This is a genomic window from Kribbella sp. NBC_00359 (assembly GCF_036097425.1).
GTDB lineage: Bacteria > Actinomycetota > Actinomycetes > Propionibacteriales > Kribbellaceae > Kribbella.
In genome coordinates, this window is sequence record NZ_CP107975.1 from 6270704 (window position 1) to 6296948 (window position 26245).

The 26245-nt window shown below is 70.3% G+C and carries 23 protein-coding genes; 8 read left to right on the top strand and 15 right to left on the bottom strand.

Features of this window, described 5'->3' with window-relative positions; all coding sequences use genetic code 11:
* Positions 1 to 3 precede the first annotated feature (3 nt).
* Positions 4 to 1050 carry a LacI family DNA-binding transcriptional regulator gene (locus OG876_RS30675; RefSeq protein WP_328520139.1) on the top strand — a complete coding sequence of 349 codons (1047 nt, stop codon included), beginning with the start codon at positions 4 to 6 and terminating at the stop codon, positions 1048 to 1050.
* Position 1051: 1 nt separating this feature from the next.
* Here OG876_RS30675 and OG876_RS30680 read toward each other — a convergent pair whose 3' ends face one another.
* From OG876_RS30680 to OG876_RS30690, 3 genes are all read right to left on the bottom strand, one after another.
* Positions 1052 to 1708, bottom strand: coding sequence for a hypothetical protein (locus tag OG876_RS30680; RefSeq protein ID WP_328520140.1), 657 nt, complete (start codon positions 1706 to 1708; stop codon positions 1052 to 1054).
* A gap of 143 nt (positions 1709 to 1851) precedes the next feature.
* The gene (locus tag OG876_RS30685; RefSeq protein ID WP_328520141.1) at positions 1852 to 2526 is read right to left on the bottom strand and encodes an ABC transporter ATP-binding protein; all 675 of its coding nucleotides are present in this window, start codon (positions 2524 to 2526) and stop codon (positions 1852 to 1854) included.
* Positions 2438 to 3712 (bottom strand): MFS transporter, encoded by a 1275-nt coding sequence (locus OG876_RS30690; RefSeq protein ID WP_328520142.1) that lies wholly within the window; start codon positions 3710 to 3712, stop codon positions 2438 to 2440. The genes OG876_RS30685 and OG876_RS30690 overlap by 89 nt, the downstream gene beginning before the upstream one ends.
* Before the next feature lie 139 nt (positions 3713 to 3851).
* Here OG876_RS30690 and OG876_RS30695 point away from each other — a divergent pair, with 139 nt between their 5' ends.
* Positions 3852 to 4901 carry an ArsR/SmtB family transcription factor gene (locus OG876_RS30695; RefSeq protein ID WP_328520143.1) on the top strand — a complete coding sequence of 350 codons (1050 nt, stop codon included), beginning with the start codon at positions 3852 to 3854 and terminating at the stop codon, positions 4899 to 4901.
* On the opposite strand, the gene OG876_RS30700 is transcribed toward OG876_RS30695, so the two are convergent.
* Positions 4837 to 7251, bottom strand: a complete 2415-nt coding sequence (locus OG876_RS30700) for a beta-glucosidase family protein (protein ID WP_328520144.1) — start codon at positions 7249 to 7251, stop codon at positions 4837 to 4839. The two genes, OG876_RS30695 and OG876_RS30700, sit on opposite strands and share 65 nt — an antisense overlap.
* Before the next feature lie 46 nt (positions 7252 to 7297).
* Here OG876_RS30700 and OG876_RS30705 point away from each other — a divergent pair, with 46 nt between their 5' ends.
* Positions 7298 to 7879, top strand: coding sequence for a TetR/AcrR family transcriptional regulator (locus tag OG876_RS30705; RefSeq protein WP_328520145.1), 582 nt, complete (start codon positions 7298 to 7300; stop codon positions 7877 to 7879).
* Here the strand turns inward: OG876_RS30705 and OG876_RS30710 are convergent.
* Together OG876_RS30710 and OG876_RS30715 are read right to left on the bottom strand one after the other, a co-directional pair.
* A complete protein-coding gene (locus OG876_RS30710; RefSeq protein WP_328520146.1) occupies positions 7866 to 8597 on the bottom strand; it encodes a sulfite exporter TauE/SafE family protein in 732 nt (243 codons plus the stop codon). The genes OG876_RS30705 and OG876_RS30710 overlap by 14 nt on opposite strands.
* A gap of 3 nt (positions 8598 to 8600) precedes the next feature.
* On the bottom strand, positions 8601 to 9533 hold the full coding sequence (locus OG876_RS30715; protein ID WP_328520147.1) for a YkvA family protein: 933 nt from the start codon (positions 9531 to 9533) through the stop codon (positions 8601 to 8603).
* Positions 9534 to 9597: 64 nt separating this feature from the next.
* On the opposite strand from OG876_RS30715, the gene OG876_RS30720 reads away from it, so the two are divergent.
* The 3 genes from OG876_RS30720 (at position 9598) to OG876_RS30730 (ending at position 11772) form a co-directional block, all read left to right on the top strand.
* Complete coding sequence (locus OG876_RS30720; RefSeq protein WP_328520148.1) at positions 9598 to 10359, top strand: CPBP family intramembrane glutamic endopeptidase; 762 nt, start codon at positions 9598 to 9600, stop codon at positions 10357 to 10359.
* 66 nt (positions 10360 to 10425) lie between these two features.
* The gene (locus tag OG876_RS30725; RefSeq protein ID WP_328520149.1) at positions 10426 to 10839 is read left to right on the top strand and encodes a hypothetical protein; all 414 of its coding nucleotides are present in this window, start codon (positions 10426 to 10428) and stop codon (positions 10837 to 10839) included.
* Between the two features lie 393 nt (positions 10840 to 11232).
* Positions 11233 to 11772 carry a GNAT family N-acetyltransferase gene (locus OG876_RS30730; protein ID WP_328520150.1) on the top strand — a complete coding sequence of 180 codons (540 nt, stop codon included), beginning with the start codon at positions 11233 to 11235 and terminating at the stop codon, positions 11770 to 11772.
* A gap of 525 nt (positions 11773 to 12297) precedes the next feature.
* On the opposite strand, the gene OG876_RS30735 is transcribed toward OG876_RS30730, so the two are convergent.
* From OG876_RS30735 to OG876_RS30760, 6 genes are all read right to left on the bottom strand, one after another.
* Positions 12298 to 13029, bottom strand: a complete 732-nt coding sequence (locus OG876_RS30735; protein WP_328520151.1) for an amidohydrolase family protein — start codon at positions 13027 to 13029, stop codon at positions 12298 to 12300.
* Positions 13030 to 13069: 40 nt separating this feature from the next.
* Positions 13070 to 13798, bottom strand: coding sequence for a hypothetical protein (locus OG876_RS30740; protein WP_328520152.1), 729 nt, complete (start codon positions 13796 to 13798; stop codon positions 13070 to 13072).
* A gap of 115 nt (positions 13799 to 13913) precedes the next feature.
* Positions 13914 to 15146, bottom strand: a complete 1233-nt coding sequence (locus OG876_RS30745) for a DegT/DnrJ/EryC1/StrS family aminotransferase (RefSeq protein ID WP_328520153.1) — start codon at positions 15144 to 15146, stop codon at positions 13914 to 13916.
* Between the two features lie 29 nt (positions 15147 to 15175).
* Positions 15176 to 17125, bottom strand: coding sequence for a hypothetical protein (locus tag OG876_RS30750; protein WP_328520154.1), 1950 nt, complete (start codon positions 17123 to 17125; stop codon positions 15176 to 15178).
* On the bottom strand, positions 17122 to 18966 hold the full coding sequence (locus tag OG876_RS30755) for an outer membrane protein assembly factor BamB family protein (RefSeq protein WP_328520155.1): 1845 nt from the start codon (positions 18964 to 18966) through the stop codon (positions 17122 to 17124). Before OG876_RS30755 ends, OG876_RS30750 begins: the two co-directional genes overlap by 4 nt.
* 184 nt (positions 18967 to 19150) lie before the next feature.
* Complete coding sequence (locus OG876_RS30760) at positions 19151 to 20365, bottom strand: helix-turn-helix domain-containing protein (protein WP_328520156.1); 1215 nt, start codon at positions 20363 to 20365, stop codon at positions 19151 to 19153.
* A 108-nt stretch (positions 20366 to 20473) separates the two neighbouring features.
* On the opposite strand from OG876_RS30760, the gene OG876_RS30765 reads away from it, so the two are divergent.
* Positions 20474 to 21097 carry a maleylpyruvate isomerase family mycothiol-dependent enzyme gene (locus OG876_RS30765; protein ID WP_328520157.1) on the top strand — a complete coding sequence of 208 codons (624 nt, stop codon included), beginning with the start codon at positions 20474 to 20476 and terminating at the stop codon, positions 21095 to 21097.
* Here the strand turns inward: OG876_RS30765 and OG876_RS30770 are convergent.
* From OG876_RS30770 to OG876_RS30780, 3 genes are read right to left on the bottom strand one after another with little or no spacing between them, the layout of a single operon-like run.
* Positions 21094 to 21654, bottom strand: coding sequence for a dihydrofolate reductase family protein (locus OG876_RS30770; protein WP_328520158.1), 561 nt, complete (start codon positions 21652 to 21654; stop codon positions 21094 to 21096). The two genes, OG876_RS30765 and OG876_RS30770, sit on opposite strands and share 4 nt — an antisense overlap.
* Before the next feature lie 17 nt (positions 21655 to 21671).
* Positions 21672 to 22895 carry an FAD-binding oxidoreductase gene (locus tag OG876_RS30775; protein WP_328520159.1) on the bottom strand — a complete coding sequence of 408 codons (1224 nt, stop codon included), beginning with the start codon at positions 22893 to 22895 and terminating at the stop codon, positions 21672 to 21674.
* 52 nt (positions 22896 to 22947) lie between these two features.
* Positions 22948 to 24885, bottom strand: coding sequence for a potassium transporter Kup (locus tag OG876_RS30780; RefSeq protein ID WP_328520160.1), 1938 nt, complete (start codon positions 24883 to 24885; stop codon positions 22948 to 22950).
* Between the two features lie 91 nt (positions 24886 to 24976).
* Between OG876_RS30780 and OG876_RS30785 the strand changes: the two genes are divergently transcribed.
* The gene (locus tag OG876_RS30785) at positions 24977 to 26230 is read left to right on the top strand and encodes an MFS transporter (protein WP_328520161.1); all 1254 of its coding nucleotides are present in this window, start codon (positions 24977 to 24979) and stop codon (positions 26228 to 26230) included.
* Positions 26231 to 26245: the final 15 nt, after the last annotated feature.

The following is a 26245-nucleotide window of genomic DNA, read 5'->3' on the forward strand; positions in this document are numbered from 1 at the left end:
GAGATGTCGCGGTTGAAGGGTCGCGTCACCCTGGCGTCGGTGGCGGACACGGCCGGCGTCTCGGTGGCGACGGTCTCCAAGGTGCTGAACGGTCGCAGCGACGTCGCGCCGGCCACCCGGGCGCGGGTGCAGGAGATCCTGGAGCGGCACGGGTACGTCGGCCGCCGGCCGAACCCGGTCCAGCGCGACACCGTCGAGTTGTTCTACCAGGGCGTTGTCAACGCGTACTCGGTCGAGGTGATCCAGGGCGTGGTCGAGGCCGGTCAGGAGGCCGGCGTCGATGTCATCCTCAACGCACACCCGCGGCATCCACGGACGTCGAACGCCGGCCGGACGGCCCGGTGGATCCGGGAACTGATCGGCAACCGCCGCCGCGCCGCGATCGGCATCACCAGCGAACTGTCCGAGGCGGACCTGGCCGCGCTGTCGCGGGCCCGGCTGCCGCTCGTCGTCGTGGACCCGGTGAACATCGCGCAGCCCGACGTGACCAGCGTCGGCTCGACCAACTTCGCCGGCGGCATGGCTGCGACCCAGTACCTGCTGTCGCTCGGGCACCGGCGGATCGGCTACGTCGGCGGTCCGCCGACGTCGGGCTGCAACCAAGCCCGGATGAGTGGCTTCCGCAGCGCCATGGAGGCGGTCGGCGCGCCCGTGCCGGCCGAGCACATCTGGTTGCAGGACTTCCTGTACGACGATGGCCTGGCCGGCGGCTGTGCGCTCCTCGATCTGCCGGACCGGCCGTCCGCGATCTTCGCGGGGAGCGACGAGGTGGCGCTCGGGATTCTGGAGGCGGCTCGAGCGCGCGGTCTGCGCGTCCCCGAGGACCTCAGCGTGGTGGGCTTCGACGACACCGAGGTCGCCCGCCTCGCGTCACCGCCGCTGACCACCGTGAAGCAGCCCCTCCGCGAGATGGGCGCCGTCGCCCTCCGCACCGCCCTGCAACTCGCCGCCGGTGAAAAGGTCGCCTCCCACCACGTAGAACTCGCCACCTCCCTGATCATCCGCGGCTCGGCCGCTCCGAACCACATCTCCTCCGTCGCCGCCTCCTGACTCATTCCTTCCGGTCGGCGAGCGCCCTGGTGGCGAACAGGGCAGCGATCAGGATGGCCGCTGCCAAGGCGGTCAGGAGTGTGAGCGGTACGGCGGTGCCGCCCGGCGTGCGTCCATCCGACAGCAGCGTCATCAGGGGGCGGATCGGGGAGATCCAGCGGAGCAGCAGGACGGCCAGGATTGCGGCGGCCGCGGTCAGCATCGCGATGCCGATGCGGGGGATGACCAGGCGCGAGCAGAGCAGTCCGATGGCGATGCCGATCATCGCGGCTGCGAGTTGGGCGGCCGCGCCGACCACGAGATCGCCGGCCGTGAAGACGTGCTTCCCGGTGACGATCGGGTAGACGATGCCGACGACCAGTAGCGGGACGCACCAGGTCAGGACGACGGTGACGGTGATCGCGAGGACGCGCAGCGAACTGCCGATCATGACCAGGGTGATCTTGTGCTGGGTCGGGTCCTCGTGGTTGACGAGGCTCACCGTCAGCCAGGTCGTGCAGACCAGCATCGCGAGCACGCAGAACGCGTACGACGACTGGAGTGGTCCGTTGTCGGACGTCGTACCGACGGCCATCGCGGCGAGGAAGATCAGCGTCGGCGGGAGGTAGCGCTGGGAGAGCAGGACGCTGGCCATGAGGTAGCGGTAGAGAGCGGTCACTCGGGCTTCACCTGCCGGACCGTGGTGACCGACCAGCCGTGATTGAGCGCGGTCAGCAGGGCCGCGTCGTGGCGGCCGGTCGGCAGCATCAACGTGACCCCGGTGTCGTGGCGGCGTACCTCGAGGACGTCCGGATGCTGGGTTCAGTCGAGCTCGGCTCCGGCGATCAGGGAGATCTCGGTCAGCGTGGCGGGGGGCCTGCCTACGGTGGCGTGAAGCTGTCCGTTGCGGAGTTCGCAGACTCGGGTCGCGGTGGAGCGCACGACCAGGTCGGAGTGCTCGCTGAAGGCGACCGCGGCGCCCTGCTCGGCCGTTTCGGTGAGCAGCTCGCGCAGGGTCGCGTGAGCGGTGGAGTCGAGTCCGGACCAGGGCTCGTCGAGGACGAGTAGTTGTGGCGGGTCGAGCAGTGCCTGGGCCAGCGCGACCTTTTGCGCGTTGCCCTTGGACAACTTCCGCATCGGCGTGTCCGCGCCACCCGACAGGGCGAGCCGATCCAGCAGTTCGCCGGCCCGGTCCCGAGCTACCCGGGCGGTGAGGCCGCGGATCCGTCCCATGTGCCTCAGGTACGCCGCAGCCGACAAGCGATCGTGCGACGCGAACACGTCGGGCACGTAGCTCACGACCCGCGCAGTGCGCCGGACCTGTCCCGTCGATGGACGGGACAGGCCGACCATCAGCTTGAGCACGGTGGACTTGCCCGAGCCGTTGGCGCCGACCAATGCGAGCAGCTCACCCGCGTTCACCCGCAGGTCGACGTCCGCCAGGATCTCCCGCCGGCCGTACCGCTTGGAGACCTTCCGGAGCCGCACTACTTCCATGCGGCGAGCCTATCCATGCGTTGGGGGTCATCACGCGTGCCAGCGGGCGGGTGAGGACCGCGGAAGCCAGGAGCGAGGCGGCGGCGAAGGCAGTGATGGCCGGTGCCGCGGAGGTCAGGTCGGCGAGGGCGCCGGCCAGGATCGCGAAGACGCCGAAGGCGGTCATCCGGAGCGCGGATTCCAGGCCGAGGACCTGGCCGCGGAGGTCGGACGGGGTGAGGTCGACCAGCACCTCCTGCTGGGCCAAGGACGCCGAGTACCCGCTGCTGCCGACCGCGACGAGCACAGCCAGGACCGCGATCGGCAGGTCGAAGGCGAAGGCGAGGAAGGGCACGGCCAGCAGGAACCGTAGCCAGCGGCCTGCGAGCCAGCGGCCGGTGCGGGTGAGGAACCGCCCGACCACGAGATCGCCGGTCATCATGCCGGCGGCGCCGGCCGCCAGCAGCCAGCCGGCGCGCGGACCGGCGTACGGGACGAAGAGGGCCTCGCAGCCGACCATCAGGCCGTTGGGGATGGACAGTGCCAGGAGCAGCGGGCGGGTCCTCGTCTGGGCGAGCAGGCGGCGGTTGCCGCGCCAGGTCTCACCGAGGCCGGTCCGCGCGACTCGCCGGGGGGCGCGGTTGCGCAGCCCGAACCGGAGCACCGGAACGGTCAGGGCGGAGAAGCCGGTCGCCAGCCAGAGCACCGACGACGGACTGATTGCCTGCAGCAACAGTCCGGCGATGCCGAAGCCGGCGATCTGCATCGCGCCGACGGACAGGTTCATCGCCGAGCGGCCGAGGATGAACTGGTCCTCGCCGACCACCTCGCCGAGCAGGCCCCAGCGGACGCCGGAGCCGATCGACAGTCCGTAGGCGACCGCGAGCGCGAGCAGGAGCCGGAGGCCCGGGGACAGATCCAGGGCAGCTTGGGCGCAGATCGCGACCGTGGAGAGTCCGGCGAGCAGGGCGAGCACCCGGCGCGGCCGGGCGGTGTCGGCCGCCGACATCAGCGTGGAGACGCCGAGGACCTGGGCCAGCGACGGGCCGAACATGATCATCGCCGCCAGCAGGGCGGACCCGGTGGCGGCATCGACCATGATCGCGAGCGTGAGGCTGGTCATCGTCGACGCCGCGTTGCCGAGCGCACTGCCGATCCACAGGTTGCGGAACTCGCGATTAGCGAAGATCGCCGTGTACGTGCTCATCCACGTCCTCGCTTCGCTCCGGGCGCGGATGAGACACAAGATGCACTGCGCTTGATGATGAACTCGCTTCGCTCCTTCATGTCCGGAAGCTTCCGCGTAGCCGCCTTCCGGGCCTACAGTTTCGGGTGGAGGCGAAACGTTGTCCGAGTTCCTGGTCGATGCCGACACGCTGGCGAACGCCCGGTTCGGCACCTCGCAGCTGACCGAGACGGTGTCGGCGCTGAAGATGCTGAGCGCGCCCGCCGAGCCTTGGTACCGCGCGTGGAAGGACGCCCACGTCACCGCGTTCCAACGTGAGTTGGCGGGCAATCCGATCTGGGCGGCGATCCTCGGCAACGCCTTCGGCCGGAGCTGGGTCGCCGACTTCCTGACCGTGCCACCGCTCGAGCCGGACCTCGAGTTGTCCGACGAACTCGAGCTGCTCACCTCGCTCGACGACGACCACATCCGCGCGGACCTGAGCGTCGTACGGACGCCGCTGCCATCCGTGCTGCTCGAGTCGCAGGGACTGGCCGAGCAGGCGGCCGGGTTGCTGCGGTGGGTGTGGACGACCACGGTCGAGCCCGACTGGCCGCGGCGGCTGCGCGTGTTGCAAGCCGACATCGTGTCGCGTACGTCGCGACTCAGCGAGCAGGGGTGGTCCGGCGTACTGCGGGGGCTCGGGCCGGATGTCCGCTGGCTCGGCGACGGGCGGATCCAGGTGAACCGCTGGGACTATCCGCCGACGGATGTGCGCGGCCGCGACCTGATGTTCATCGCGGCCCACACGAACCGGGTCAACGTCAGTTGGCGGCTGCCGGACCGGTTCGCCCTGACTTATCCGGTCACCGGGATCTTCGCCGGCACCGAGACGCCCGACGAGCCGCTGGTCGCGCTGCTCGGCCGCAACCGCGCGCGCATTCTGGTCGAGGCGGCCGGCCCGGTCAGTACGACGTTGCTCGTCGCAACGACCGGTCTGTCCCTGGCCACGGTGTCGGACCACCTTCGCGTGCTGACCGGCGCCGGACTGCTGGAGCGACGGCGGTCCGGACGCTCGGTCCTCTACTGGCAGTCCGACACCGGCCGTCGCGTCGTACGACGACCGGCGTCGAACCAGTCCGGGCCAGGCTCGGCCCGCCGGGCAGCTAGCGGATCCGCAGTTCGGTCGAGAGCGGCAGATCCGACACAGCCGAGCCGGCCCGGAGAGTGAAGGCACCGGGCTCGGTGGTCCAGCCGTTGTCCCAGTGCTCGAAGGTGCGGTCGTGCAGTTGGACCGTGATCTCGCGGGCCTGACCGGCCTCCAGGCGTACGACGGCGAACCCGGCCAGCCAGCGGACCGGGCGATCCACGGTGCTTTCCGGGCGTTCGGCGTACACCTGGACGACGTGCTTGCCGTCGCGCTCGCCCGTGTTGCGAACGATCAGGGCGACGGACGACGGGTCGTTGGCGCGGAGATCGGACAGCTCCCACGTGGTGTAGCCGAGGCCGTGACCGAAGCCGAACGCGGGCTCGGTGCCGGCCCGGAGCCAGGCACGGTAGCCGATGTGCACGCCTTCGTCGTACCGGACGACGCCCTCCTGCGGGGTGACGTCGATGACCGGTACGTCGTCCTGTTCGCGCGGCCACGTGGTCGGGAGACGCCCGCCGGGCTCGACGACTCCGAGCAGTACGTCGGCCAGCGCGTTGCCGTACTCCTGGCCGCCGAAGTAGGTGACCAGCAAGGCCGCGACGTCGTCACGCCAGGGGAGGAGGACCGGTGAACCCGCGTTGACGACCACGACCGTGCGTGGGTTGGCCGCGACCACGGCCCGGACCAGCTCGTCCTGGCGGCCGGGCAGGACGAGCGACGTACGGTCGTAGCCCTCGGACTCGACCTTCGAGTTGGTGCCGACCACCACGACGGCGACGTCCGCCGCCCGGGCGGCAGCGACGGCCTCGTCGATCAGCGCCTGCGGGTCCGAGCGGTCCGGCTCGACGCCGACGGTGATGCTCAGCGCGTTGCCCAGACCGCCCTCGCGATCGGGGAGATCGAGCTCCACGCGGACGTCGATCGGCCGGCCGGCAGTCACCGCGAGCGGAGCCGTGACCGACGGCGGCGACAGGAGTGCGGCGCCCAGGTCCGTGCCGACCGGTACGGCGGTCTCCTCGAGCAGGAGGTTGCCGTCGGCAAAGATCCGGCCACGGCCGACGGAGGCGAAGCCGAGCAGGATGTCGCCGCTCTCGGCCGGGGCGTAGGTGGTGTGGAACTCGAAGACCGCGGTGTCGGTGATCGGTGCGTTGCCGCCGAGGTAGACGAGGGCGCTGGAGAACCGGTTCTCGGCGAACAGCTCCGTGCCGTCCGCTTCGAGGAAGCGGACGCGAGCGCCCGGCTGACCGTTCACCGGATTGGTCATCGTGGCCAGCGGGAGCTCGGCGACGCCTTCCTGGACCACGGCGCCGATCGAGTAGGTGATCTCGGCGTTCGGGAGGGCCTGTTGCAGTCCGGCGAGGGGCGAGACCACCGACGACGGGATGACGGTCGCGCTGCCGCCGCCCTGAGTCCGGGCGTCGCGGGCGTTGTGACCGATCACCGCGACCCGCTGCAGCGCGTCGGCGGTCCACGGCAGCTCGCTCTTGTTGGTGAGCAGCACCGAGCCTTCAGCGGCGGCGGTGCGCGTGAACGCGACGCCGTCGACTTGCGGTACGTCGGCCGGCTTCTCGAAGCCTTCGAGTGCGCCGACCCGGGCGGCCAGCGCGAGCAGGCGCAGTACCTTCCGGTCGATCGCGTCCTCCTTGACCTCGCCGGACCGCACGGCCTCGACGAGCGCGTCACCCCACGCGCCGACCGGACCCGGCATCGCCAGGTCCTGTGAGTGCTTCGCGCTCTCCACGCTGCGTACGGCGGTCCAGTCGCTGACCACAACCCCGTCGAAACCCCAGTCGGTGTTGAGCGGGGACTCGAGCAGCTCGTTCTCCGAGGCGGTGGCCCCGTTGATCGAGTTGTACGCGCTCATCACCAGCCACGCCTTGGACTCGGTGACCGCCTTCTCGAAGGCCAGCAGGTACACCTCGCGGAGGGTGCGCTCGCTCACGACCACGTCGGCGGTGAAGCGCTCGGTCTCGAAGTCGTTGGCGATGTAGTGCTTCGGGGTGGCGCCGACGCCGAGCTCCTGGACGCCGGCGACGTACGCGGCGGCGAGCTCGGCGGTGAGGACCGGGTCCTCGCTGAACGCTTCGAAGTGCCGTCCGCCGAGGGGTGACCGGTGCAGGTTGATGGTCGGGCCGAGCACGACGTCCACGTTCTTGCGCCGGGCCTCGAGGGCCGAGACGACGCCGTACCGATGGGCGATGCCGAGGTCCCAGGACGACGACAGCGCGGTCGCCGAGGGGAGGTTGAGCGATGGGTCGCGCTCGTCCCAGACGGCGCCACGGACGCCGCTCGGGCCGTCGGACAGCACCATCGAACGCAGGCCGATCCCGGGCAGGGGATGGGTGGACCAGAAGTCCTGTCCGGTCAGGACCCGGACCTTCTCCTCGAGCGTGAGCTGGCCGAGGAGGTCGTCGAAGTCGGCGGGAATCATGGCGACGACTGTACGCGCGAAAACCGAGTAGTGCTAGGTTTTGGTCATGGCTTCCAGAGGTCCGTACGCAAAAGGTGTCGCAAAGCGGGAGGAGATCCTGCGGGCGGCGCTCGAGGTGATCGCCCGGCACGGCTACCGGAAGACCTCGACGCGGGAGCTCGCGGCCGCGGTCGGGCTGAGCGAGGCCGGGCTGCTGCACTACTTCGGGTCCAAGGAGAAGCTGTTCGAGGCCGTCCTCCGGGCGCGGGACGAGGCGGATGTCGAGCGGTTCGAGCAATCGGAGCTAATTGACAAACTCATCGCGATCATCCGGCACAATCGCGACGTACCGGGTCTGGTCCAGCTCTACTCGACCTTTTCCGCCGAAGCCGGCGATCCCCAGCACCCCGCCCACGAGTACTTCGTCGATCGGTACGCGCGTCTCCGTGAGTCCCTGGCCGAGTCCGTCCGGGCCCGTCAGGCCGCCGGCACCATCAACCCGTCCGCCGATCCCGGCACCATCGCCACCCTCGTGATCGCTCTGTCCGACGGCCTCCAGATCCAGTCCCAGTTCGACCTGAACGCCGAGCCCGCCGACCTCCTCGACGGCCTCATCCAGCTCCTCCACCCTGACCTCAGAGTCCGATGAGGAAGAGTGCTCCGGCGGCGAGCAGGCCGAGTTCGACGAGCAGGACGAAGACGCGATCGCTGATGCGGCCGACGATCTGCTTGCCGGTCCAGGCGCCGAGCAGGGTCGCCGGGGTGAGAGCGACGCCGTACAGCAGGACCTGGCGGGTGAGCAGGTCGCCGGCTCCGTAGGTGGCGATCTTCGTGAGATGCATGGTGAGGGCGCTCGCGGCTTCGGTGCCGATGTAGGCGGCGCGTGTGAGGCCGTAGGCCAGGAAGAACGGTGCTGTCAGTGGGCCGACGGAGCCGAGCAGCGCCGAGCCGAGGCCGGACGCCGCGCCGACCACGGCGAAGGCCGGATCGGCGGGCTTGCGGGTACGCCGATTGAGCCGCCGCCAGACCACCACGGCGATCAAGAACACCCCGAGCAGCCGTTGCAGTGCGGCGAGCGGCGCGTGGGTGAGCAGGATGCCGCCGGCTACCGCGCAGGGGACCGCGCCGAGGGCGAACCAGCCGATCAGCGGCCGGCGGAGTTCATGCCGGTTCAGCCAGGCCCGTGAGGCGTTGCTGGACAGCTGGGTCAGGGTCAGCATCGGCACCGCGACACGCAGACCGAAGAGCGCGGTGAACACCGGCAGCAGGAGTACGCCGCCGCCGAATCCGGCGACCGCAGACAGCGCGGCCAGTCCGAACGCGGCCGCCGACGCGGCGAGCAGGGTGGGCAGGAATTCGGTGAGCATGTCTCAGCCGGCCGCGGGGAGGCCGGCGAGGCGTCGTACGGCGGCCAGGCCGTCCGGCGTACCGGGCCAGTGCCGGTCCAGTGCGGCAGGGCCGGCTCGGCGGGTGACCGAACGGAGTGCGAACGCGACGATCACCGCGTCGTCGGCGTACCCGATCACGGGGATGAAGTCGGGCACCAGGTCGAACGGTACGGCGAGGTAGGCCAGTAGGAGCCATAGCCGGATGCGCACCCCGCGGGGCAGCGTTCGGTCAGCCGCCAGGCGGCGCAGCAGTCGCACCAGGTCCGGCAGGAGCCGCAGGGCGTCGTGTATCCGCAGTTCGTCGGGGCGGGCGAACCACAGGGCCACGATCAGCGCTATCCACAGCAGCACGATGCCGGCGGCGGCACCCGCCACGATCGACCACCACTCACCTGTCACCCGGCCCATTCTGGCTCTGGGTGCTGAAGGGCGGTCCGTGGGCCGGCGGGGGGATAGTAGTCGCATGACGAGATCCGCCGACGAATCCGCCGATCCCGCCGAGCTCACCCCGCCCGGCCCACACCCGGCCGACCCGTCATCGTCCGCCCCGCCGCCCCCGGCCGACTCGTCCGCGTCCGCCCCGCCGGCCCCGATCGACTCGTCATCGTCCGCAACCCACGCCGGTGATCCGGCCTCCGCCGCGGCGAGTCCCGCCGGTCCGTCAGCGACCCCTTCGGCCTCCCGAGCGCGCGCGGGTGCCGGCGATCCGTCTTCGACCGCGACCCCTCCGGCGAGTCCCGGCGGTCCGTCGTCTGCCGCCATCCCTCCGGCCTCCCCAGCGCGCATCGGTGCCGACTCCGTCGAGCCGTCGTCCACCGCGACCACACCGGCGAGTCCCGGCGGTCCGTCGTCGGTCGCGGCCCCTCCGGCATCCCCGGCGTACGTCGGTGCCGACTCCGGTGACCCGTCATCCACAACGACTCCTCCGGCGTCCCCAGCGCGCGCCGGTGCCGACTCCGGCGATTCGTCTTCTGTTGCGATGCCGGTCGGGGTCAGTCGGCGGCTGCTGACGCAGGAGGTTTGGTTGGTGCTGGCGTTGTCCCTGGGGGCCTCCGGGGTGTCGGCGCTCATTTCGTTTCTGGGGGTGCTGACGTCGGCGAAGCCGATCAGTGGGCAGACGGCGGTGATCGTGGGGTCTCGGGCGCCGGGGCGTCCGTGGCTGGATCTCACCTGGCAGATCTTCGCGGTGGTGACCGCACTGGTGCCGGTCGCGCTCGTGGCGCATCTGTTCGCGCGCGGTGGTGAGTCGCTCCGGGCGATCGGATTCGATCTGAGGGACCGATGGCGCGATCTCGGTCGGGGGGCGGCGGTTGCCGCCTGCATCGGGGGAGCGGGCCTGCTCTTCTACATCGCTGCACACGCCTCAGGCGTGAACCTGACCGTCGACCCGTCCCAACTCCCCGACTACTGGTGGCGCATCCCGATCCTCGTCGCGGTCTCCGCCCAGAACGCCATCCTCGAGGAAGTCATCGTCCTCGGCTACTTGAACCACCGCCTGGACCAGCTGGGCTGGTCGGTCCGCAGCGCCACCGCCGCGAGCGCGCTCCTGCGCGGCTCCTACCACCTCTACCAGGGCCTCGGCGGCTTCGCCGGCAATGTGATCATGGGCGTGATCTTCACCTACCTGTACCGCCGCTGGGGCCGGATCATGCCGTTCGTCGTGGCCCACACGCTGATGGACACCACCGCCCTGATCGGCGCGACCTACCTTCTCGGCAAGGTGTCCTGGCTGCCGAGCTGAGCCTTGCGCGAGGCCACTGAACGACTGACACGTAACCGACCGGGCCTTTGGCGGGTTGATGGTGTCGTGACAGTTAACGGGGAAATCACCAGTCCGCCCGAAATCGACGCAGGTTTGGCCGCCGCCGCGCTGGCCGTCTTCGCACACCGGCACGAGGTCGTCCATCTCCTGTACGCCGCGACCGACGAGCCGGACGCGCTCACCCGGATCGGAGGCCTGCTCCGCGTCGACGAGGCAACCATCGCCCGCGTGCTCGACCAGCCGTTCCGATGGATGCTGCCCCAGTTCCGCACCGAACTGGAGTCGCTCGCCACCACACCGCCCGCCCTAACCGCACCCACCCCACTCACCGCCCCGGCCGCACCCACCCCACTCACCGCCCCGGTCGCGTCCGCCCCACTCACCGCGCCGGTTGCCTCCGGCCCACTCACCGCGCCCCCCGCACCCGCGGAGCCCACCCCCACCCCGGCCACACCCTGACCACGCCCGGCCCAATCACCGCGCGGTCGCGCCCGGCCCAGTCACCGCGCGGTCGCGCCCGGCCCAGTCACCGCGCGGTCGCGCCCGGCCCAGTCGCCGCGCGGTCGCGCCCGGCCCAGTCGCCGCGCGGTCGCGCCCGGACCAGTGACCGCACCGGTCGCGCTCGGCCCACCCCCACCCCGGCCACACCCTGACCACGCCCGCCGCACGGACCGCGCCGGTCGCGCCCGGCCCAGTCACCGCGCCCCCCGCACCTGCGGAGCCCTACCCCCACCCCGGCCACAACCTGACCAGCCACGAGCCGACCGGCCTCGGACTGACTGGCTGCGGACTGAGCGGGCGCGGACTGGCTGCCGCCGGTGCAGCAGGTGCGCCCGGGGCTAGGTTGAGGTGATGGAGACGTATGGCGCGGACATCCTCGGGATCGCGGAGGAACTGACGGACGCGTACGTCGAGGTGTTCACGGCACCGCCGTGGGACCACCGGGATCCCGAGCAGACCCGGATCGCGTTCCGGAAGCGGCTGGACAGCGATGCGCTCCGGGACGGGTTCAGCGCCTGGATCGAGCGGTCGGAGGACGGTCGGATCGCCGGGTTCGTGAGCGGCTGGACGACGCCGGCTCCGTTCCGCCGGGATCGCGCGTACGGGAGCGTGCTCGACCGGCTGGGGCCGGAGCAGGTCAGGGAGCTGCTGATCGGCGCGTTCGAGATCGACGAGCTCGGCGTGGCCGAGCGCGCCCGGGGGACCGGCCTCGGCCGGCGGCTCCTGTCGCTGGCCACCGCGGAACACCCGCGCGCCTGGCTGCTGACCTGGAACCAGGCCCACGCCACGATCGCCTTCTACCGCCGCATCGGCTGGAAGGAACCCGAAACCCGCGGCCCCGAACACGACATCATCGTCTTCCTAGCCCCCACCCACCCAGGCGCCACCTAACCCCCTCCGCCCCTGCCCCCACCCCGACCCTGCAACAGAAGCCGGCCGACCTTCCTCGACCGCCACCCGAGGCCCCACCCGTCCGTCGGGGTGCCTTCTGGCGGGAGCGCGGACACCATGTCGGGGCCTGGCACACCTCATGACATGTCCCAAGTCCCGACATCCTGTGCCAGGCCCCTGCTCCTGTCCGAAGTCCCCGGCGCGCACACCGGCATCGTCCTGGCCGCGGTGCACCGGCAGCTGTCCGTCGCCAGTCGTCCCGGCTGCTGTGTGCCGGGAGTCTTCGTGGCTGCCGTAGGGCGTCAGTCGCGGCTGCTGTGCGCCACCAGTTGTCCCCAGGGGCGACCTGGTAGCGCCGCCTAGCTGCCCCCTGACTGGAGGGTTGCCCCCTCAGATTCTCAAGGGGCAACCCTCCAGGTGAGGGGGTGCCCGCTGTAGTGGAGGGTTCGCGCGGCGCCGGCGGCGGTGGCGGAGGCGCGGGTGGGGTGGGGCGGAGGCGGAGGTGCGGGTGGGCGGGGTGAGGGGTCAGAGGGCGAAGAGGGTGGTGGCGTTTTGCCACATGGTGGCTTGGTGTTCGGTGGGGGTTAGGTTGGCGGCTTCGAAGGCGCCGATGGCTACCGAGGGGTCGATCAGGGTGGCGTCGGTGCCGAACATCAGGCGGGACGGGCCGAGTTTGTCGAGGATCCAGCGGATGCGGTTGGCGTCGGGGGCCGACCAGCAGGGTTCGAACCAGATGCGGTCCGAGCGGGACGCGGCCTCGGGGACGAGTGGCCAGCCCGGGGCGCCCATGTGGCCGGCGATCACCCGGGCGTCCGGGACGCGGTCCGCGACGTCGGCCAGGTCGACGACGTTGCCGGCCCAGGTGTGGACGAGTGTCGGCAGTCCGTACTCGGTGGTGAGCTCGATCGCGGCCTGCATCGCAGGGGAGTCGATCGGCGTCCGGCTGTATTCGGTGTGGATCTTCGCGCCGACCCACCGCGTCCGGCCGTCCCCGGCCAGGAGTTCGCGCAGGTCGGCCTTCGCCTCGTCGAGCCGGCGCGGGTCGACCACGATCATCCCGCGCAGTCGTGGGTCGGCGGGTAGTTGTGCCGCGAGCGACCGGTTGCCGACGGGAGCGTCGTACACGATGGCTTCGATCGCGGAGACCAGTTGGATGTCGATGCCGAAGCGGTCCATCAGTTCGATGTTGACGTCGATCGGTCCAACGTCCATGGAGAAGAACCAAGGCCCCCAGTGGGCATGTACGTCGATCAGCATGATGGCTCCAAAAGACGGCACCAGTGGGCGCGTATGTCGATCAGCATGTCGGCTCCAGGAGGGTGGTCAGGTTTTGACTGCCGGTCTGGGCGATCTCGGCGGGGGTGAGCTTGGACGTGAGCAGCCGGCGTACGACGGAGCGGGTCTCGTGGAACGGTGTCCGGCAGCCGAGGACCAACCGGTCCGCGCCGACCTCACCGGCGACGATCTCCAGCGAGTCCGGACCGGTGAGCATCCGGGTCGAGGTGTGGAACCCGGGCTCCGAGCGGGCCAGGATCACGAAGTCGCCGAGGTAGTAGAAATGCGTGTCCAGGAACACCACCCGCGCCCCGAGTCCACGCAGCGCCGGGCCGACGCGCCGTACGTCGCCCTCAACGAAGATCGTCAGACCGGCCTCCACCAGCAGCTTCACCACGTGGCCGAAGGAAGGGAACCCGGGCTCGACGCTCTGCGCGGTCGGCGCCAGCCGGATCGCCCGCGGCGGCGACGCGGCGGACAGTTGCCGCTCGAGCTCCCGCTCGGCACCGAGCGCATCACGCAGGTCCAGCACCGGGCACAGCGACCAGCCGTTGCTCTCGGCAACCTGCTGGGCCTCGTCGTTCCCGGACGGTACGTCGAAGTGCACCGCCCGCAGCGAGGACACGACCCCACCCGAGATGCCCGTGGCCTTGAACACCTCCTGCACCGTCTGGGCCCGGCCCCAGCGGCCGGTCGTGACGTCGTGCCCGACCAGTACGTCGCAGTCGAGCAGCGGGGGAGTGTCGGTCATGGGGCCTCCCGGCCTGGACTGAGGAGCGGAGGGAGCGTAGCGACTGGAGCGACGAGGGAAGGCCGGGAGTTAGAGCCCCATGACCCCCGCGCCGGAGGCGCGGCATTCAACACAGTCATAGGGCCTCCCGGGCCAGTGCGCTGTGGACCTTGCGGATCGCGGCGACGATGTCGTCGACGTCGGCCTCGGTGTAGTTCTCGTTCCAGGGCAGGACCAGCAGCCGGCTGTTGATCAGCTCCTCGGCATTCGGACACAGACCGACCGGGTACGAGACGTCCTGCAGCGGGAAACCGGACTGTCCGTAGGTGATCCGCTCCCGGACCGCCGGTGCGGCGTACAGCGGGCCGGTCAGATATCCGCCGTTCGCCGGCACACCCTCAGCCGTGAGCGCACCAGCCCACTCATGCAGCTCGCCTGCGGCAGGCGAGAGGATCAACGGGTACTGCCAGTAGACGTGGTCGCCGCCATCCGGGGGAGCCGTGATCCCCGCCAGATCCGCGATCCCCGCCGACGCCCGGGCAGCCGTCGTACGGCGATCTGCCACGACGCCACGCAGTCGCGTCAGCTGCGCGCGGGTGACCGACGCGACCAGCTCGGTCATCCGATAGTTGAGCGCCAGGAACAGATACGTCCGCTCGTCGGTGTCGCGCGGCCAGCCCTTGTCCGCGAACAGCCGCATCCGCCGGGCCCGCGCTGCGTCGTCGGTGACCGCCAGCCCGCCGTCACCCGCGCTGATGTGCTTCGTCTGCTGCAGACTGAAGCAGCCGATGTGCCCGATCCGGCCGACGAATGTGTCGCCGACCGGCGCGAGGTAGGCCTGCGCGCAGTCCTCGATCAGCAGGATCCCGTGCCGATCGCAGAGCTCGCGCAACTCCCGCACCGGCGCCGGTTTGCCGAACAGGTGGACGACGATCACGGCTTTGGTCCGCGGCGTGATGGCGGCCTCGACCGCGGCCGGGTCGAGGTTCCCCGTGATCGGGTCCACGTCGGCGAACACCGGTACGGCGTTCTGCATCATGATCGGGAACACCGTGCCCATGTCGCTGATCGGCGTGGTGATGATCTCGTCACCGGGCTCGGGGTCGACCGCGGCCACCGCCAGGTGCAGAGCCGCCGTACCCGAGCTGCACGCGACCGCGTACCCGGCGCCGAGCAGGTCGGCGAACTCCAGCTCGAGCGCCGGCGCTTCGGTGCCCCAGGTCGCGGACAGCATGCCGCTGCGGAGCACCCGCTCCACCGCCTTGACCTCGTCGTCGCCGAAGCGCCGCCCGCTGGCGTCCATCACCGACGGCAGCGGGGACGTGCGCACCGGAGTGCCCCCGTCCCGCGCGAGCACGGTCTTCTCCATCGCTGCGAACCTCCTGGAGTTGATGTTGCTCACGGCAACGGTAGGCGGACGAGATCGCGGTCGGCGAGGCCCCACACGCTGTGCCGCTCGCCGCGGACCGGCGTCAGCTGGGGCACGGTGTACCACCCGTCGCCGAGTTTGTTCACCAGTAGCTTCGCCTCGGTGAGCCCCGGCCCGAGCTGATACAGGTTCCCGCCGAAGTTCGTCTCACAGTAGACCCCGGTGCGGTCAGTGTGGAGCTGGCCGTAACCGGAGAGCTTGTTCGTGCCTCGGACGACGGCCCTGGTGCGGAGGTCGTACGTGAACCAGCCGCCGCTGGTCCGCTTCAGTACGCCGTACAAGACCCCGTCGCGAACCGCGACACTCTGGATGGACCGCTCACCGGCGAGTGGTTCGACTGTCCACAGCAGCTTCCGCCTGCACAGATCGAATGCGGCGATGGAGGCCGATGTCCGGGTCGGCGTGATGCCGCCACCGCCGACCACGTCGCCGCCGAGGTAGGCGATGCCGTCCACGATCGAGACCGTCATCACGCTCTGATCGGGCAGGATGCCGTAGTGCACGTCCAGCTCGCCGGTCCGCACGTCGAGCAGTGTCAGCGCTCCGGTGAGCTTCCCCGTTCCGGGTGCTGAGGCGATCGCGAGCAGCTTAGACTTCGCGTCGTACGCCGCCTGCCAGGGCCTGAGCTGGTCATGGCCGATCGTGCCGAAGCTGTGCACCTCCGTGGTGCGCGGGTTCACCCGGACCACCTCGGTGCTCGGGTAGAGCGCGGAGTACAGCTCGCCACGCAGCCAGGTGAGCGTCTTCGCCTCGCCCGCGACGCGGATCCGCCGGGTGGTGCCGGTCGCGATGGCGTGCTCGCTGATGACCCAGTGGCCGCCGACGTACAGGTGTGGGTCGCCGAGCAAGATCGACTGCGGCTTGTCGGCCTCGGGGATGAAGCCCGCGTCGATGAGATCGAGCAGCTCGAACTCACCAGTTCCCAGGTCGAGCCACCACAGCACGCCCGACCCGGTCGAGCCGAGCAGGGTGTTCGCATCGAGCAGCTCCAGCTTGCGATGTTCATCGGCAGGCGCCGGCGTGGCGAGCGCAGTCAGGCTCGTGTCGCCGGGCCCACACGACCAGACGGTCCCGGAGCCCCGCGTCGTCGCGTACGCCGTACCGTCCGGAGCGACCGTGAGGGCGTCGATGCTCGTCTCGCCGGCCGGCAGCGGCACGATCCGTACGGCGGTGCCGTCGAGCGCCATGCTGGTCAGCGAGCCGTCGCTGCCTGCGTACACCCGGTCGGCCGTCGCGGCGAACGGCCCGAACTTCTGCCCGCGGATCGCCTCCGGCGTCAGGTCGCGGAAGCTGCCGTCCGTCCGGTCGTAGCCGACCAGCTGCGACGGGGTGTAGATCCCGGCGTAGACGAAGTTGCCTGCGGCACCGACGTACCTGCCGTACTGCGCGCCCGGCACTGGAGTCCCGATCCGGATGAGGGCGTTGGTGGCCGGATCGATCTGCCAGATCGTGCCGTTCGGATAGCTGACCGCGAAGACCTGCCCGTCAGGAGAGGTCACCAGGTCCCAGACGAAGCCGCCCGCTCCGGCCAGGCTGCCGACCCGGGTGAGTTCGGCGGTGACCGGGTCGAAGCAATAGACATCGGCGACCGGGTACAGGCCGACGAACACTTTGCCGGCGGCAACCGTGATACCCCAGCCGCCTTCACCGACCGGGAGCTCGACCGTCCTGGTGACCCGCCTCGTGGTGAGGTCGATCTCGGTCAGCCGCGGTGGCACGATGCCCCGGCTGATGACGTACGCGCGCCCGTCGTGGACCGCCATCGCGACCACAGCCGCGGTGAGACAGGCGGGTCCGAAGCTGGGCAGCGTGGTGCCGTCGATCGGGGCGTCCTCCGCATGAGCGGCGATCGTGGGCAACGCGGTGGCGGCGGTGGTCACGAGCGCGCCGGCCAGCACCGTACGGCGGGAGACAGTCATCGCAGCCCCTGGATCCGGACCAGGTCACGGCCCTTGATCGTGTAGAGCGCGTCACCCGTAGGCGACGCGGTGATCAGTGGGTAGCTGTAGATCTGGGCACCCAGCCCGTCGACGACCGTCTTCACGGTCGGCGCACCCGTCTTGCTCGGGACGATCTGGAACACGCGCTGGCTGTCGGTCCCGAACAGTCCGGCCCGCGCGACTGTCAGCCGGCTCTGCGCGGTCCCGATCACGGCGGTGGCGAGCACCTTGCCGGTGCGGGGGTCGAGGACAGCGAGCCGCCCGTCGTCGGTGGTCGCATAGAGCCGACCGCGATACGTCAGCACATCGCTGTAGCTCTGCGCTCCCGGGAGCGGCGCGACTTCCCACAACGTGCGGTTGCGGCGCAGGTCGAAGGCGACGACAGTTGCCTCCGGCAAGATCGGGTCGGTGCCCAGGCTGTTCCGGGTGGCGCCGCCGAGGTAGGCGATTCCCTCGTCGGTGGCCACGGATCGGACGGACTGCTGCGGTACGACGCCCCGGTGCACCTCTCGTACGCCGGTGTCCAGATGCTGCTCGGTGAGAGTGCCGTCGTACTTGCCGTAGTCGGGCTCTGTCGAGATCAGCCAGGTCCGCGACCGCGCGTCGTACGCGTCGTCGGTCGGCCGGGTCTGCTCGTTGCCGATCTGGCCGAGCTCGTGCAGGGCGGTGCCGTCCGGCTTCATCGACCACAGCCGGGCCAGCGTGTAGACACCGAGGTAGACGTCCCGGCCGACCGGGGTCAGGGTCTTCGCCTCGCCCGGCAGGAAGGTCCGCGTGCTCGTGCCGGTCGCCAGGTCGTGGATCTGGACGCCGGCCTTGCCGCTGACGAGCACCGAGGTCGCGGTGGCGGCGATCGCCATCGCCTGCTCCGGCGCCGGAGGCAGTCCGGCCTGACCGAGGTCGGTGCCGGTGAACGTCCCGGACGCCTCGTCGAAGTCGACGACCTGGCTGGTCAGCTCCGCACGGATGGCCGAGCCGTCGACGAAGATCCGGTTGAAGTAGGCGCCGTCGTACGGCGAGCCGAGTCGAGTGAGCGTGGTGTCGCGGTACCGGTACAAGGTGCCCGACGGCCGGGTGCCGAGGTAGACGTCGCCGGTCGGTGCGTCGATGGTGATCGCGGTGACGTACTGATCGCCGCCCGGGGTCTGGACCTCGGCCGGGTTGCTCAGGTCGGCGGTGTCGAACAGCAGCATCGTGCCGGTCGGCGAGAGGCCGGCGGCGAGCGTCGTACCTTCCAGGGTCAGCGTGGCGACGAAGGTGCGATCGGCGTATTTCGCAGGCAGGACGTCGCGGCGCTCGCCGGTGGCACGGTCGATCGCGATCAGGTGGGCCTTGGTGCCGACGCCGGCGTAGATCGTGGTCGCGTCGGCGGCGATGCTGCGGACGTACTGCTCCCCGGCGATGGCGGCGCCGTACTCCTTGGTGGCGCCGGTGGCCGGGTCGTACTCGTGCACGGTGCCGTCCGGGTAGGTGCCGGCCACGATCTTGCCGTCGGGTGTCGCGGCGATCGACCAGATGAACGAGCCGAACCGCGCCACCTTGGTGGCTGTTCCGGTGGTGGTGTCGATCCGGTAGACGTCGCCGGGGGTGTAGAGGCCGACGTACAGATCGGTGCCGATATGGGTCATCGCCCAGGCGCCGGCGCCGGTGGGCAGGGAGAGCTTGCGATCGACCGTTCGGCCGGCCGGGTCGAAGGCGCCGACCTGGACCGGCGAGACGCCGGACGTGATGGTCCAGATCCGGTCGCCGACCTGTTCGGCGACGCTGGTCGACGTCACCGCGGACGCGGGCCCCAGGCTGGTGACGGTGGTTTCGGTCAAGTCCGGAATTGCTGCTTGCGCCGGCGCCGAAACGCTCACCATGCCTGCGCATATGACGACGAGACTGCTCAATCTCCGTAGGAATCGCTTGTCCACAAGGCCTCCCGGGACGCGGCGCACCGAATTACGGTCATGTCTGAAATTAGCCGGACGTGCGTCAGCGCGTCAACAGGCCGGGGAAAGCTCAGAGATGAACGCGGTAGACGACCAGCGGGCGGCCGCTGCCGTTGCCGACCTGGGTGCCGGTGGCGTCGGCGAGCCCGGCGCGCTCCAGCCGGTTGAGAACCCGGCGGGCGGTGCGGGGCTGGATGCCGAGGTAATCGGCGACGGTCCGGGTCGTCAGTCCGTCGTCCGGCGTGGCGTGCACGAGTTCCTGCAGGCGCTCGAGCGTCGCCTTGGACAGCCCGGCGCGCTGGGCGAGAAGTTGCAGCTTCGAGCGCTGCTGCGCCCGCGGCGCCGCGCCGCCGACCAGGATGAGATCGATGTCGTTGCGCAACGAGACCACGGCCGCGGTCCGGCCGGCCGTCTTCGCCCGGCCGAGCGCCCGCCGGGCGAGCGCCTCCGTCTCGGTCCCGGAGCCGCCGATGCCGAATCCGATCCGCACCGGCCCGAACTGCTCCTTCAGCCTGGTCAGCATGCCGAGCTCGGTGAACGCAGCCGTCGCCTGCTCGAGCGGTCCACGCGTGGTCACGACCAGAAACCGCTTGTCGTCGTACCGAATGACGCTGCCCCCGAGCGAGCCGGCCTCGCGTCTGAGCGCACTCTCGCCGTCGGCGGCGATCTCGACCAGGCCCAGCGCGATCTGCGCATCGTCACTGCGCAAAGCGCCGTGGACGAGCAGCAGACTGTTCACGGCCGCCCGCACCGAGTGGACCGACGGCGCCAGCCGGAGGGTGGTCTGCTCGGTCCGGAGCTTCTCGTACGCCGACCGCAGGCAAGTGATCGCGACAGTGGCGCCGGCCTCGCGGTGGAACGCGATCACGTCGTCCGAGCTCAGCCCCTGGCGATACGGCAGTACGCGGATCCCGCGGGTCGGCAACCCGACCTCGTCGAACGTCTCGCGGACCTGGGCCTCGTCGAGCACGTCGATGCTCATCGAGGTGACGTCGCGGCCCTCCCGGAGCAGCTGGACCAGCGCCCGCATCAGCGTGGCGCCGGTGTACTCGACGTAGGCCGCCGGGCGGTCGAGCAGGTCGTGCGCGGCCGCGAGCTGATAGGGGACCACGCCGGTGAACAGCCACGCGTCGACGCTCGGCGGCGCCTGGGCCATCACCTTCGGAGTGTCGGTCTCGCGCCGGTACCGCAGCGGGACGACCTCCACCCCACGCAGCGCCCCGACGATCCGGCTGCTGGAGGTGACCAGATCGGACGGCCCGACCACCCCGATCGTCGTCACCATGTAGCCCCCTCTTTCGTTCGGCTCAGTTTCACCAGATCGCCGCACCGCCGCAAGAACCCGCGCCGTACACCGGACCCGGAGGTTGGCCTGGTCCGCTACGTTTCGACCATGAGCAGGCTGATGCGATCACACGAGTGGGTTGCCGCGGGTACAGCGCTGTGCCGGGGAGCGCTCGTGGAGCTGGAGGGACCGTCGCTGCTGCCAGGGTGGACCCGCAAGCATGTCGCGGCTCATCTGTCGCTCAACGCGGAGGCGATCGGAAACCTCGTGTACTGGGCGAGGACCGGCGAGGAGCGCCGGATGTACGCGTCGCCCGAGCAGCGCGGCGCGGACATCGAGGCGGCCGCGGTGCGGCCGGCCGACGAGTTGCTCGCCTGGTTCGAGGAGTCCGCGCAGGTGCTCGCGGACGCGATGGCCGAGCTGACCGACGAGCAGTGGCAGCGGCCGTTGCTCAATGCCCAGGGACGAGATATCCCTGCGTCCGACACCCCGTGGATGCGCAGCCGGGAGGTGATGATCCACGCGGTCGACCTCGGCACGGGCGTGACCTTCGCCGACCTGCCGGCCGACTTCCTCGAAGCTCTGTCGGCGGACATCCGGGCCAAGCGCGGCGACGTACCCGAGGTGACGGGTCCGCTGCCGGAGGTGGCCGCGCACCTCGCCGGGCGGTCGTACGACGGTGTGCTCGCAGCGGACGGGAAACCGGCCGAGCCACTGCCGCCCTGGCTCTAGTGCACGACGCGGTAGTGCAGGTGGGTCACGTCGCGGTCGACGAGTTGGCGGACCGGCTCGAGTTCGATGTACGCCGCCGGCAGGTTGTCGAACAGTCGCCGGCCCTGGCCGAGCAGGACGTTGACGACGTGCAGCTCCAACTCGTCGAGCAGCCCCGCACGCAGGAGGGCCTGCGCTGCGCCGGCGCCGTGGACCATGACGTTGCGGTCACCTGCGGCCGCCTTGGCCAGCGCGGCGCACTCGGCGACATCGGTGACGAAGCGAGCGCTGCCCGGCGGTACGTCGTCCTCGTCGACGTGGTGGGTGAGGATGAAGATCGGCACCCCGTCGTGGTGGTCGCCGTTCCAGCGGCCGGCGTGCTCGAACGTCCGCCGCCCCGCGATCACCGCCCCGGTGGCGAGCGACTCCTTGTACACCTGACCGCTCGGGCCGTCGGACTCGCGGTCGTCGAGCCAGTTGAACAGCCGGAAGCCTCCGCGGCCCATCGGTTCTTCCATGCTGTCGTCCGGGCCGACGACGAATCCGTCGAGTGACATCGACATGTAGAGCACGATCATCGGACAGCTCCGTTCTCTCAGAGGGACTGCGGGAAGTGGAACACGCGCTCAGGGTCGTAGTGATGCTTGATCGCGGCGAGGCGTGCGTGGTTGGAACCGTGGTAGGCCTCGGCCCAGTCGGTGAGCTCGGGGTCGGGGAAGTTAGGATAGATGTGGCCCGAGGCATGCGGGTGCGCTGCGTTCCAGGAACGGCGTACCGCCTCGGCATCAGCACCCGCGTGGTCGAGCAGGAAACGCTCGCTGCGGTGGACGAACGCGGTCGCGCCGGCGGGGACGCGGTTGTAGGCGCCGCCCATTGGCGTGAAATTGAGTTCGCAGCCGTGGGTGAGGAGCTCGGCGATGGTGTCGGACGGCAGCGGCCGGCGGAAGAACTCGGACTTGGTGGTGATGACGCGATCGTCGTCCGAGTCGCCCTCGGAGAAGCTGCGCTTGAGCTCCGGCCAGCTGAGACCGTCGCGGATGTCGAGGTCGGGCGCCGGTCCGGCGAGGTCGTCGAGCAGGTGTGGCCTCAGGGCGGCGCCGAACATTCGCCCCTCCGCCGGCGTGACGGTCAGGCTGGCGGTGATGTCGTCCGCCGCGTCGGGAGCCCAATCCTGCCAGGCTGCGATGACGGCGGCCGCCTGCTCACGCGGCCAGGTGAGGACGAAGCGACTGGCGGCCGGTGACGGTACGGCGGCGAAGACGAGTGACGTGACCACGCCGAACTGACCACCTCCGGATCCCCGCAGCGCCCAGAACAGATCCGCGTCACGTTGCTCGTCACACGTCACCACGCTGCCGTCCGCGAGAACCACGGTCGCAGCGACGAGTCGGTCGCAGGTCAGGCCGTAGCGGCGACCAAGCAGTCCCAGCCCGCCGCCGAGCGCGAGCCCGGCGATCCCGACGGTCGGCCCACACCCAGCCGGGATGGTCAGTCGGTGGCGGTGCAGTACGTCGTACACCTGGGCCAGTCGTGCGCCCGCGCCGATGGTCGCCAACCCGTCCGCACTGACGGAGATCGCGTTGAGAGGTGACAGGTCGAGGACGAGACCGTCGGTCGACGACCGCCCGGCGAAGCAGTGGCCGCCGCCACGCGGCACGACGTGCATCCCGGTCTGCCTGGCGTACGCGAGCGCCTCGACCACGTCCTCGACCGACGCACATCGCGCGATCGCCTTCGGCCGCGCGTCCCGATAGCGCGGCTGCGCCGGGACCCGCAGTACGTCGTACAGCGGGTGGCCAGGTCCGATCAGGTCGTCCATGACTCGACGCTAGGACTGCCTGTCCTCGCGAGGCTTGAACGAATCGCGCGCCTTACACCTCGATGTGGGCTCCGATGATGACGGTGCGGTCGCGGGGGAGGTTGAAGAACTCGGCCGCGTCGGCGGTGATGTGGGACGTGGCGATGAACAGGTGCTTGCGCCAGGGGGCCATCGTGTCGGCCTCGCCCGCGCGGAGTTCGATCTTGGACAGGAAGTAGGAGGCGTTGTCCAGGTCGATGTGGCCCTCGGTCTCCTCGGGATCGAGCGTGGCCAGGGCGGCGGGTACGTCGGGCGTCTCCATGTAACCGAACTTCGCGGTGACATAGGTGATCCCGTCGTCGCCGTACCCCAGATCGTCGACGAACGCCCGCTGGTCGTCCGCGACGCGGGGGACGGGCTCGGTCTCGATCGACAGGATCACGACGTGCGCGTGCCGCACCTGGTTGTGCTCGACGTTGGCCCGCAATGCCAGCGGTGCGGTCCGGCTACCCCGGTTGAGGAAGATCGCCGTCCCCGGGACCTCCCGAGCCACCAGCTCCCCACTGCGCAACTGGGCGACGAACTCCCGCAGTGGGCCTTCGGAGTCCTCGCGTTCGGTGGTGACGACCTCGCGGCCGCGTTGCCAGGTGGTCATGATCGTGAACGCGGTGATCGCGATCAGCAGTGGCAGCCAGGCGCCGTGGGCGAGCTTCGTGAGGTTGGCGGCGACGAACAGCAGGTCGACCGCGAGCAGCGGGATGGCCCCGGCGAAGATCAGCCACTTCGGGATGTTCCACCGGTAGTGCGCGACGTAGAAGAACAGCAGGGTCATGATCGTGATCGTCCCGGTGACGGCCATGCCGAACGCGTACGCCAGCGCGGCCGAACTGCGGAACGCGAAGATCAGCGTCAGCACCGAGACCAGCAGCAGCCAGTTGATCCAGGGGACGTAGATCTGGCCGATCGTGGTCGCCGACGTGTGCTGGATCCGGAGCCGCGGCAGGTAGCCGAGCTGCGCGGCCTGCGAGGCGACCGAGTACGCACCGGTGATCACCGCCTGGGACGCGATCACGGTGGCCGCGGTCGCGAGCAGGACGAGTGGCAGCCGGCCCCAGTCGGGCACGAGCAGGAAGAACGGGCTGCGGATGTTGGCCGCGTCCTTGAGGATCAGCGCACCCTGGCCCATGTAGCTGAGCGTGCAGGCCGGGAGCACGAGGAACAGCCAGCCGCGGGTGATCGCTCGGCGGCCGAAGTGGCCCATGTCGGCGTACAGCGCCTCGGCGCCGGTGACCGAGAGCACGATCGCGGCCAGTGCGAAGAACGCGATGTGGAAGTGACCGGCCAGGAAACCGATCGCGTACGTCGGCGACAGCGCCTTGAGGATGCCCGGGTGTTCGACGATGCCGGTGATGCCGCACACGCCGATGACCGCGAACCAGGCGATCATCACCGGCCCGAAGACCCGCCCGACCGCCTCGGTGCCGCGACGCTGGACCAGGAACAGCACGATGATGATCACCGCGGTGATCGGTACGACGTAGTCGCCCAGGGACGGCTCGACGACCTTGAGGCCCTCGACCGCGGACAGGACCGAGATGGCCGGCGTGATCATGCTGTCGCCGAAGAACAGCGACGCGCCGAAGATGCCCACCGAGGCCAGCACGACCGCGGCCCGGCGGCCCGGCTGTGCGCCGTAGCGGCGTACCTGGGTGATGAGGGCCATGATGCCGCCCTCGCCGTCGTTGTCGGCGCGCATCGCCAGCAGGATGTAGGTGACCGTGACGATGATCATCACCGACCAGAAGATCACCGACACCACGCCGAAGACGTTCGAGTCGCTGACCGGCACCGGGTGCGGGTCCTCCGGGCTGAACACGGTCTGCAACGTGTAGATCGGGCTGGTCCCGATGTCGCCGAAGACGACCCCGAGCGCGCCGATCACGACCGCGAGCCTGACCGTGTCGCGGGCGCTCGGGCCATGACCGGCGTCCGTCTGCTGATGATCCGTCACGGGACCGGACGATACAGCGCCGGGGAGGCAGTCATGTCGAGACGCGGCGGCCGGTTCCGACGTACCCGGTGACGACGGAGGAGGTGCCGGGATGACACCGGAGCGGGTACTGCGGACCTACATCACGCTGGTCGTGGTGTCGACGGGCGCGTCCTCGATGATCTGGGGGATCAACACCCTGTTCCTGCTCGACGCGGGGCTGAGCATCGGGCAGGCGTTCGCCGCGAACGCGTTCTTCACCGCGGGGATGGTGCTGTTCGAGATCCCCACCGGCGTCGTGGCGGACACGGTCGGACGGCGTACGTCGTACCTGCTCGGGACGGTGACCTTGATCGCGTCCACGTTGCTGTACTTGCTGTTGTGGCAGACGCACGCGCCGTTCATGGCCTGGGCGGTGGTGTCGGCGCTGCTCGGGCTCGGGTTCACGTTCTTCAGCGGTGCGACCGATGCGTGGCTGGTGGACGGACTGCACGCGACCGGTTACCGCGGATCGCTCGACGAGGCCTTCGCCAAGGGGCAGGTGGCCGGCGGGATCGCGATGATGGCCGGCTCGATCGGCGGCGGCCTGCTCGCCCAGGTGACGAACCTCGGCGTTCCGTACGTCGCTCGCGCAGTGCTGCTCGTGATCACCTTCGCCGTCGCGTGGCGGGCGATGCACGACATCGGCTTCACCCCGAAGCCGCGGGTCTCGGTGCGCGCCGAGATGGGCGGGATCCTGCGGGCCTCGCTGCGGCACGGGCTGCTGAACCCGCCGGTCCGCTGGCTGATGCTCGCCGGCCCGTTCACCGCCGGAGCCAGCGTGTACGGCTTCTACGCCGCGCAGCCGTATCTCCTGCAGTTGTACGGCCACGCCGACTCCTATGCGATCGCGGGGCTGTCCGCCGGGATCGTCGCCGGTGCCCAGATCGCGGGTGGCGCGTCGGCGTCGTACATCGCCCGGATCTTCCGGGACCGGATCCTGACCCTTGTCGTGGCCATCGCCACCTCCGGCGCTGTGATCGCGCTGATCGGTCTGGTGACCTCGTTCTGGGCCGCGCTTGGCCTGCTGATGGTGTGGGGCACGATGTTCGCCGCCATGAGCCCGGTCCGGCAGGCGTACCTGAACAGCCACATCCCGTCGGCTCAGCGGGCGACCGTGCTGTCGTCGGACAACCTGCTCGGCTCCGCCGGCGGCGTGGTGATCCAGCCCGCCCTCGGCCGCGCCGCGGACGTCTGGGGCTACGGCCCGGCCTACCTGCTGACCGCCGTCATCCAGCTCTGCGCCCTGCCGTTCCTGGGGCTGGCCCGGCGCGAACGTGCGGCCTCCGCGGTCAGGGAAAACGAGAAGCTGACCGTCCCGGCCTGAGCTAGCCTTGCGGCC

Excerpts from the sequence above, each read along its gene's own strand:
- OG876_RS30685 (WP_328520141.1), bottom strand. The coding sequence starts at position 2,526 with ATGGAAGTAGTGCGGCTCCGGAAGGTCTCCAAGCGGTACGGCCGGCGG.
- OG876_RS30690 (WP_328520142.1), bottom strand. The coding sequence starts at position 3,712 with ATGAGCACGTACACGGCGATCTTCGCTAATCGCGAGTTCCGCAACCTG.
- OG876_RS30720 (WP_328520148.1), top strand. The coding sequence starts at position 9,598 with ATGCCGGTCGGGGTCAGTCGGCGGCTGCTGACGCAGGAGGTTTGGTTG.
- OG876_RS30770 (WP_328520158.1), bottom strand. The coding sequence starts at position 21,654 with ATGATCGTGCTCTACATGTCGATGTCACTCGACGGATTCGTCGTCGGC.
- OG876_RS30700 (WP_328520144.1), bottom strand. The coding sequence starts at position 7,251 with ATGATTCCCGCCGACTTCGACGACCTCCTCGGCCAGCTCACGCTCGAG.
- OG876_RS30750 (WP_328520154.1), bottom strand. The coding sequence starts at position 17,125 with ATGACTGTCTCCCGCCGTACGGTGCTGGCCGGCGCGCTCGTGACCACC.
- OG876_RS30745 (WP_328520153.1), bottom strand. The coding sequence starts at position 15,146 with ATGGAGAAGACCGTGCTCGCGCGGGACGGGGGCACTCCGGTGCGCACG.
- OG876_RS30735 (WP_328520151.1), bottom strand. The coding sequence starts at position 13,029 with ATGCTGATCGACGTACATGCCCACTGGGGGCCTTGGTTCTTCTCCATG.
- OG876_RS30775 (WP_328520159.1), bottom strand. The coding sequence starts at position 22,895 with ATGGACGACCTGATCGGACCTGGCCACCCGCTGTACGACGTACTGCGG.
- OG876_RS30730 (WP_328520150.1), top strand. The coding sequence starts at position 11,233 with ATGGAGACGTATGGCGCGGACATCCTCGGGATCGCGGAGGAACTGACG.
- OG876_RS30710 (WP_328520146.1), bottom strand. The coding sequence starts at position 8,597 with ATGCTCACCGAATTCCTGCCCACCCTGCTCGCCGCGTCGGCGGCCGCG.
- OG876_RS30705 (WP_328520145.1), top strand. The coding sequence starts at position 7,298 with ATGGCTTCCAGAGGTCCGTACGCAAAAGGTGTCGCAAAGCGGGAGGAG.
- OG876_RS30740 (WP_328520152.1), bottom strand. The coding sequence starts at position 13,798 with ATGACCGACACTCCCCCGCTGCTCGACTGCGACGTACTGGTCGGGCAC.
- OG876_RS30785 (WP_328520161.1), top strand. The coding sequence starts at position 24,977 with ATGACACCGGAGCGGGTACTGCGGACCTACATCACGCTGGTCGTGGTG.
- OG876_RS30760 (WP_328520156.1), bottom strand. The coding sequence starts at position 20,365 with ATGGTGACGACGATCGGGGTGGTCGGGCCGTCCGATCTGGTCACCTCC.
- OG876_RS30765 (WP_328520157.1), top strand. The coding sequence starts at position 20,474 with ATGAGCAGGCTGATGCGATCACACGAGTGGGTTGCCGCGGGTACAGCG.
- OG876_RS30675 (WP_328520139.1), top strand. The coding sequence starts at position 4 with ATGTCGCGGTTGAAGGGTCGCGTCACCCTGGCGTCGGTGGCGGACACG.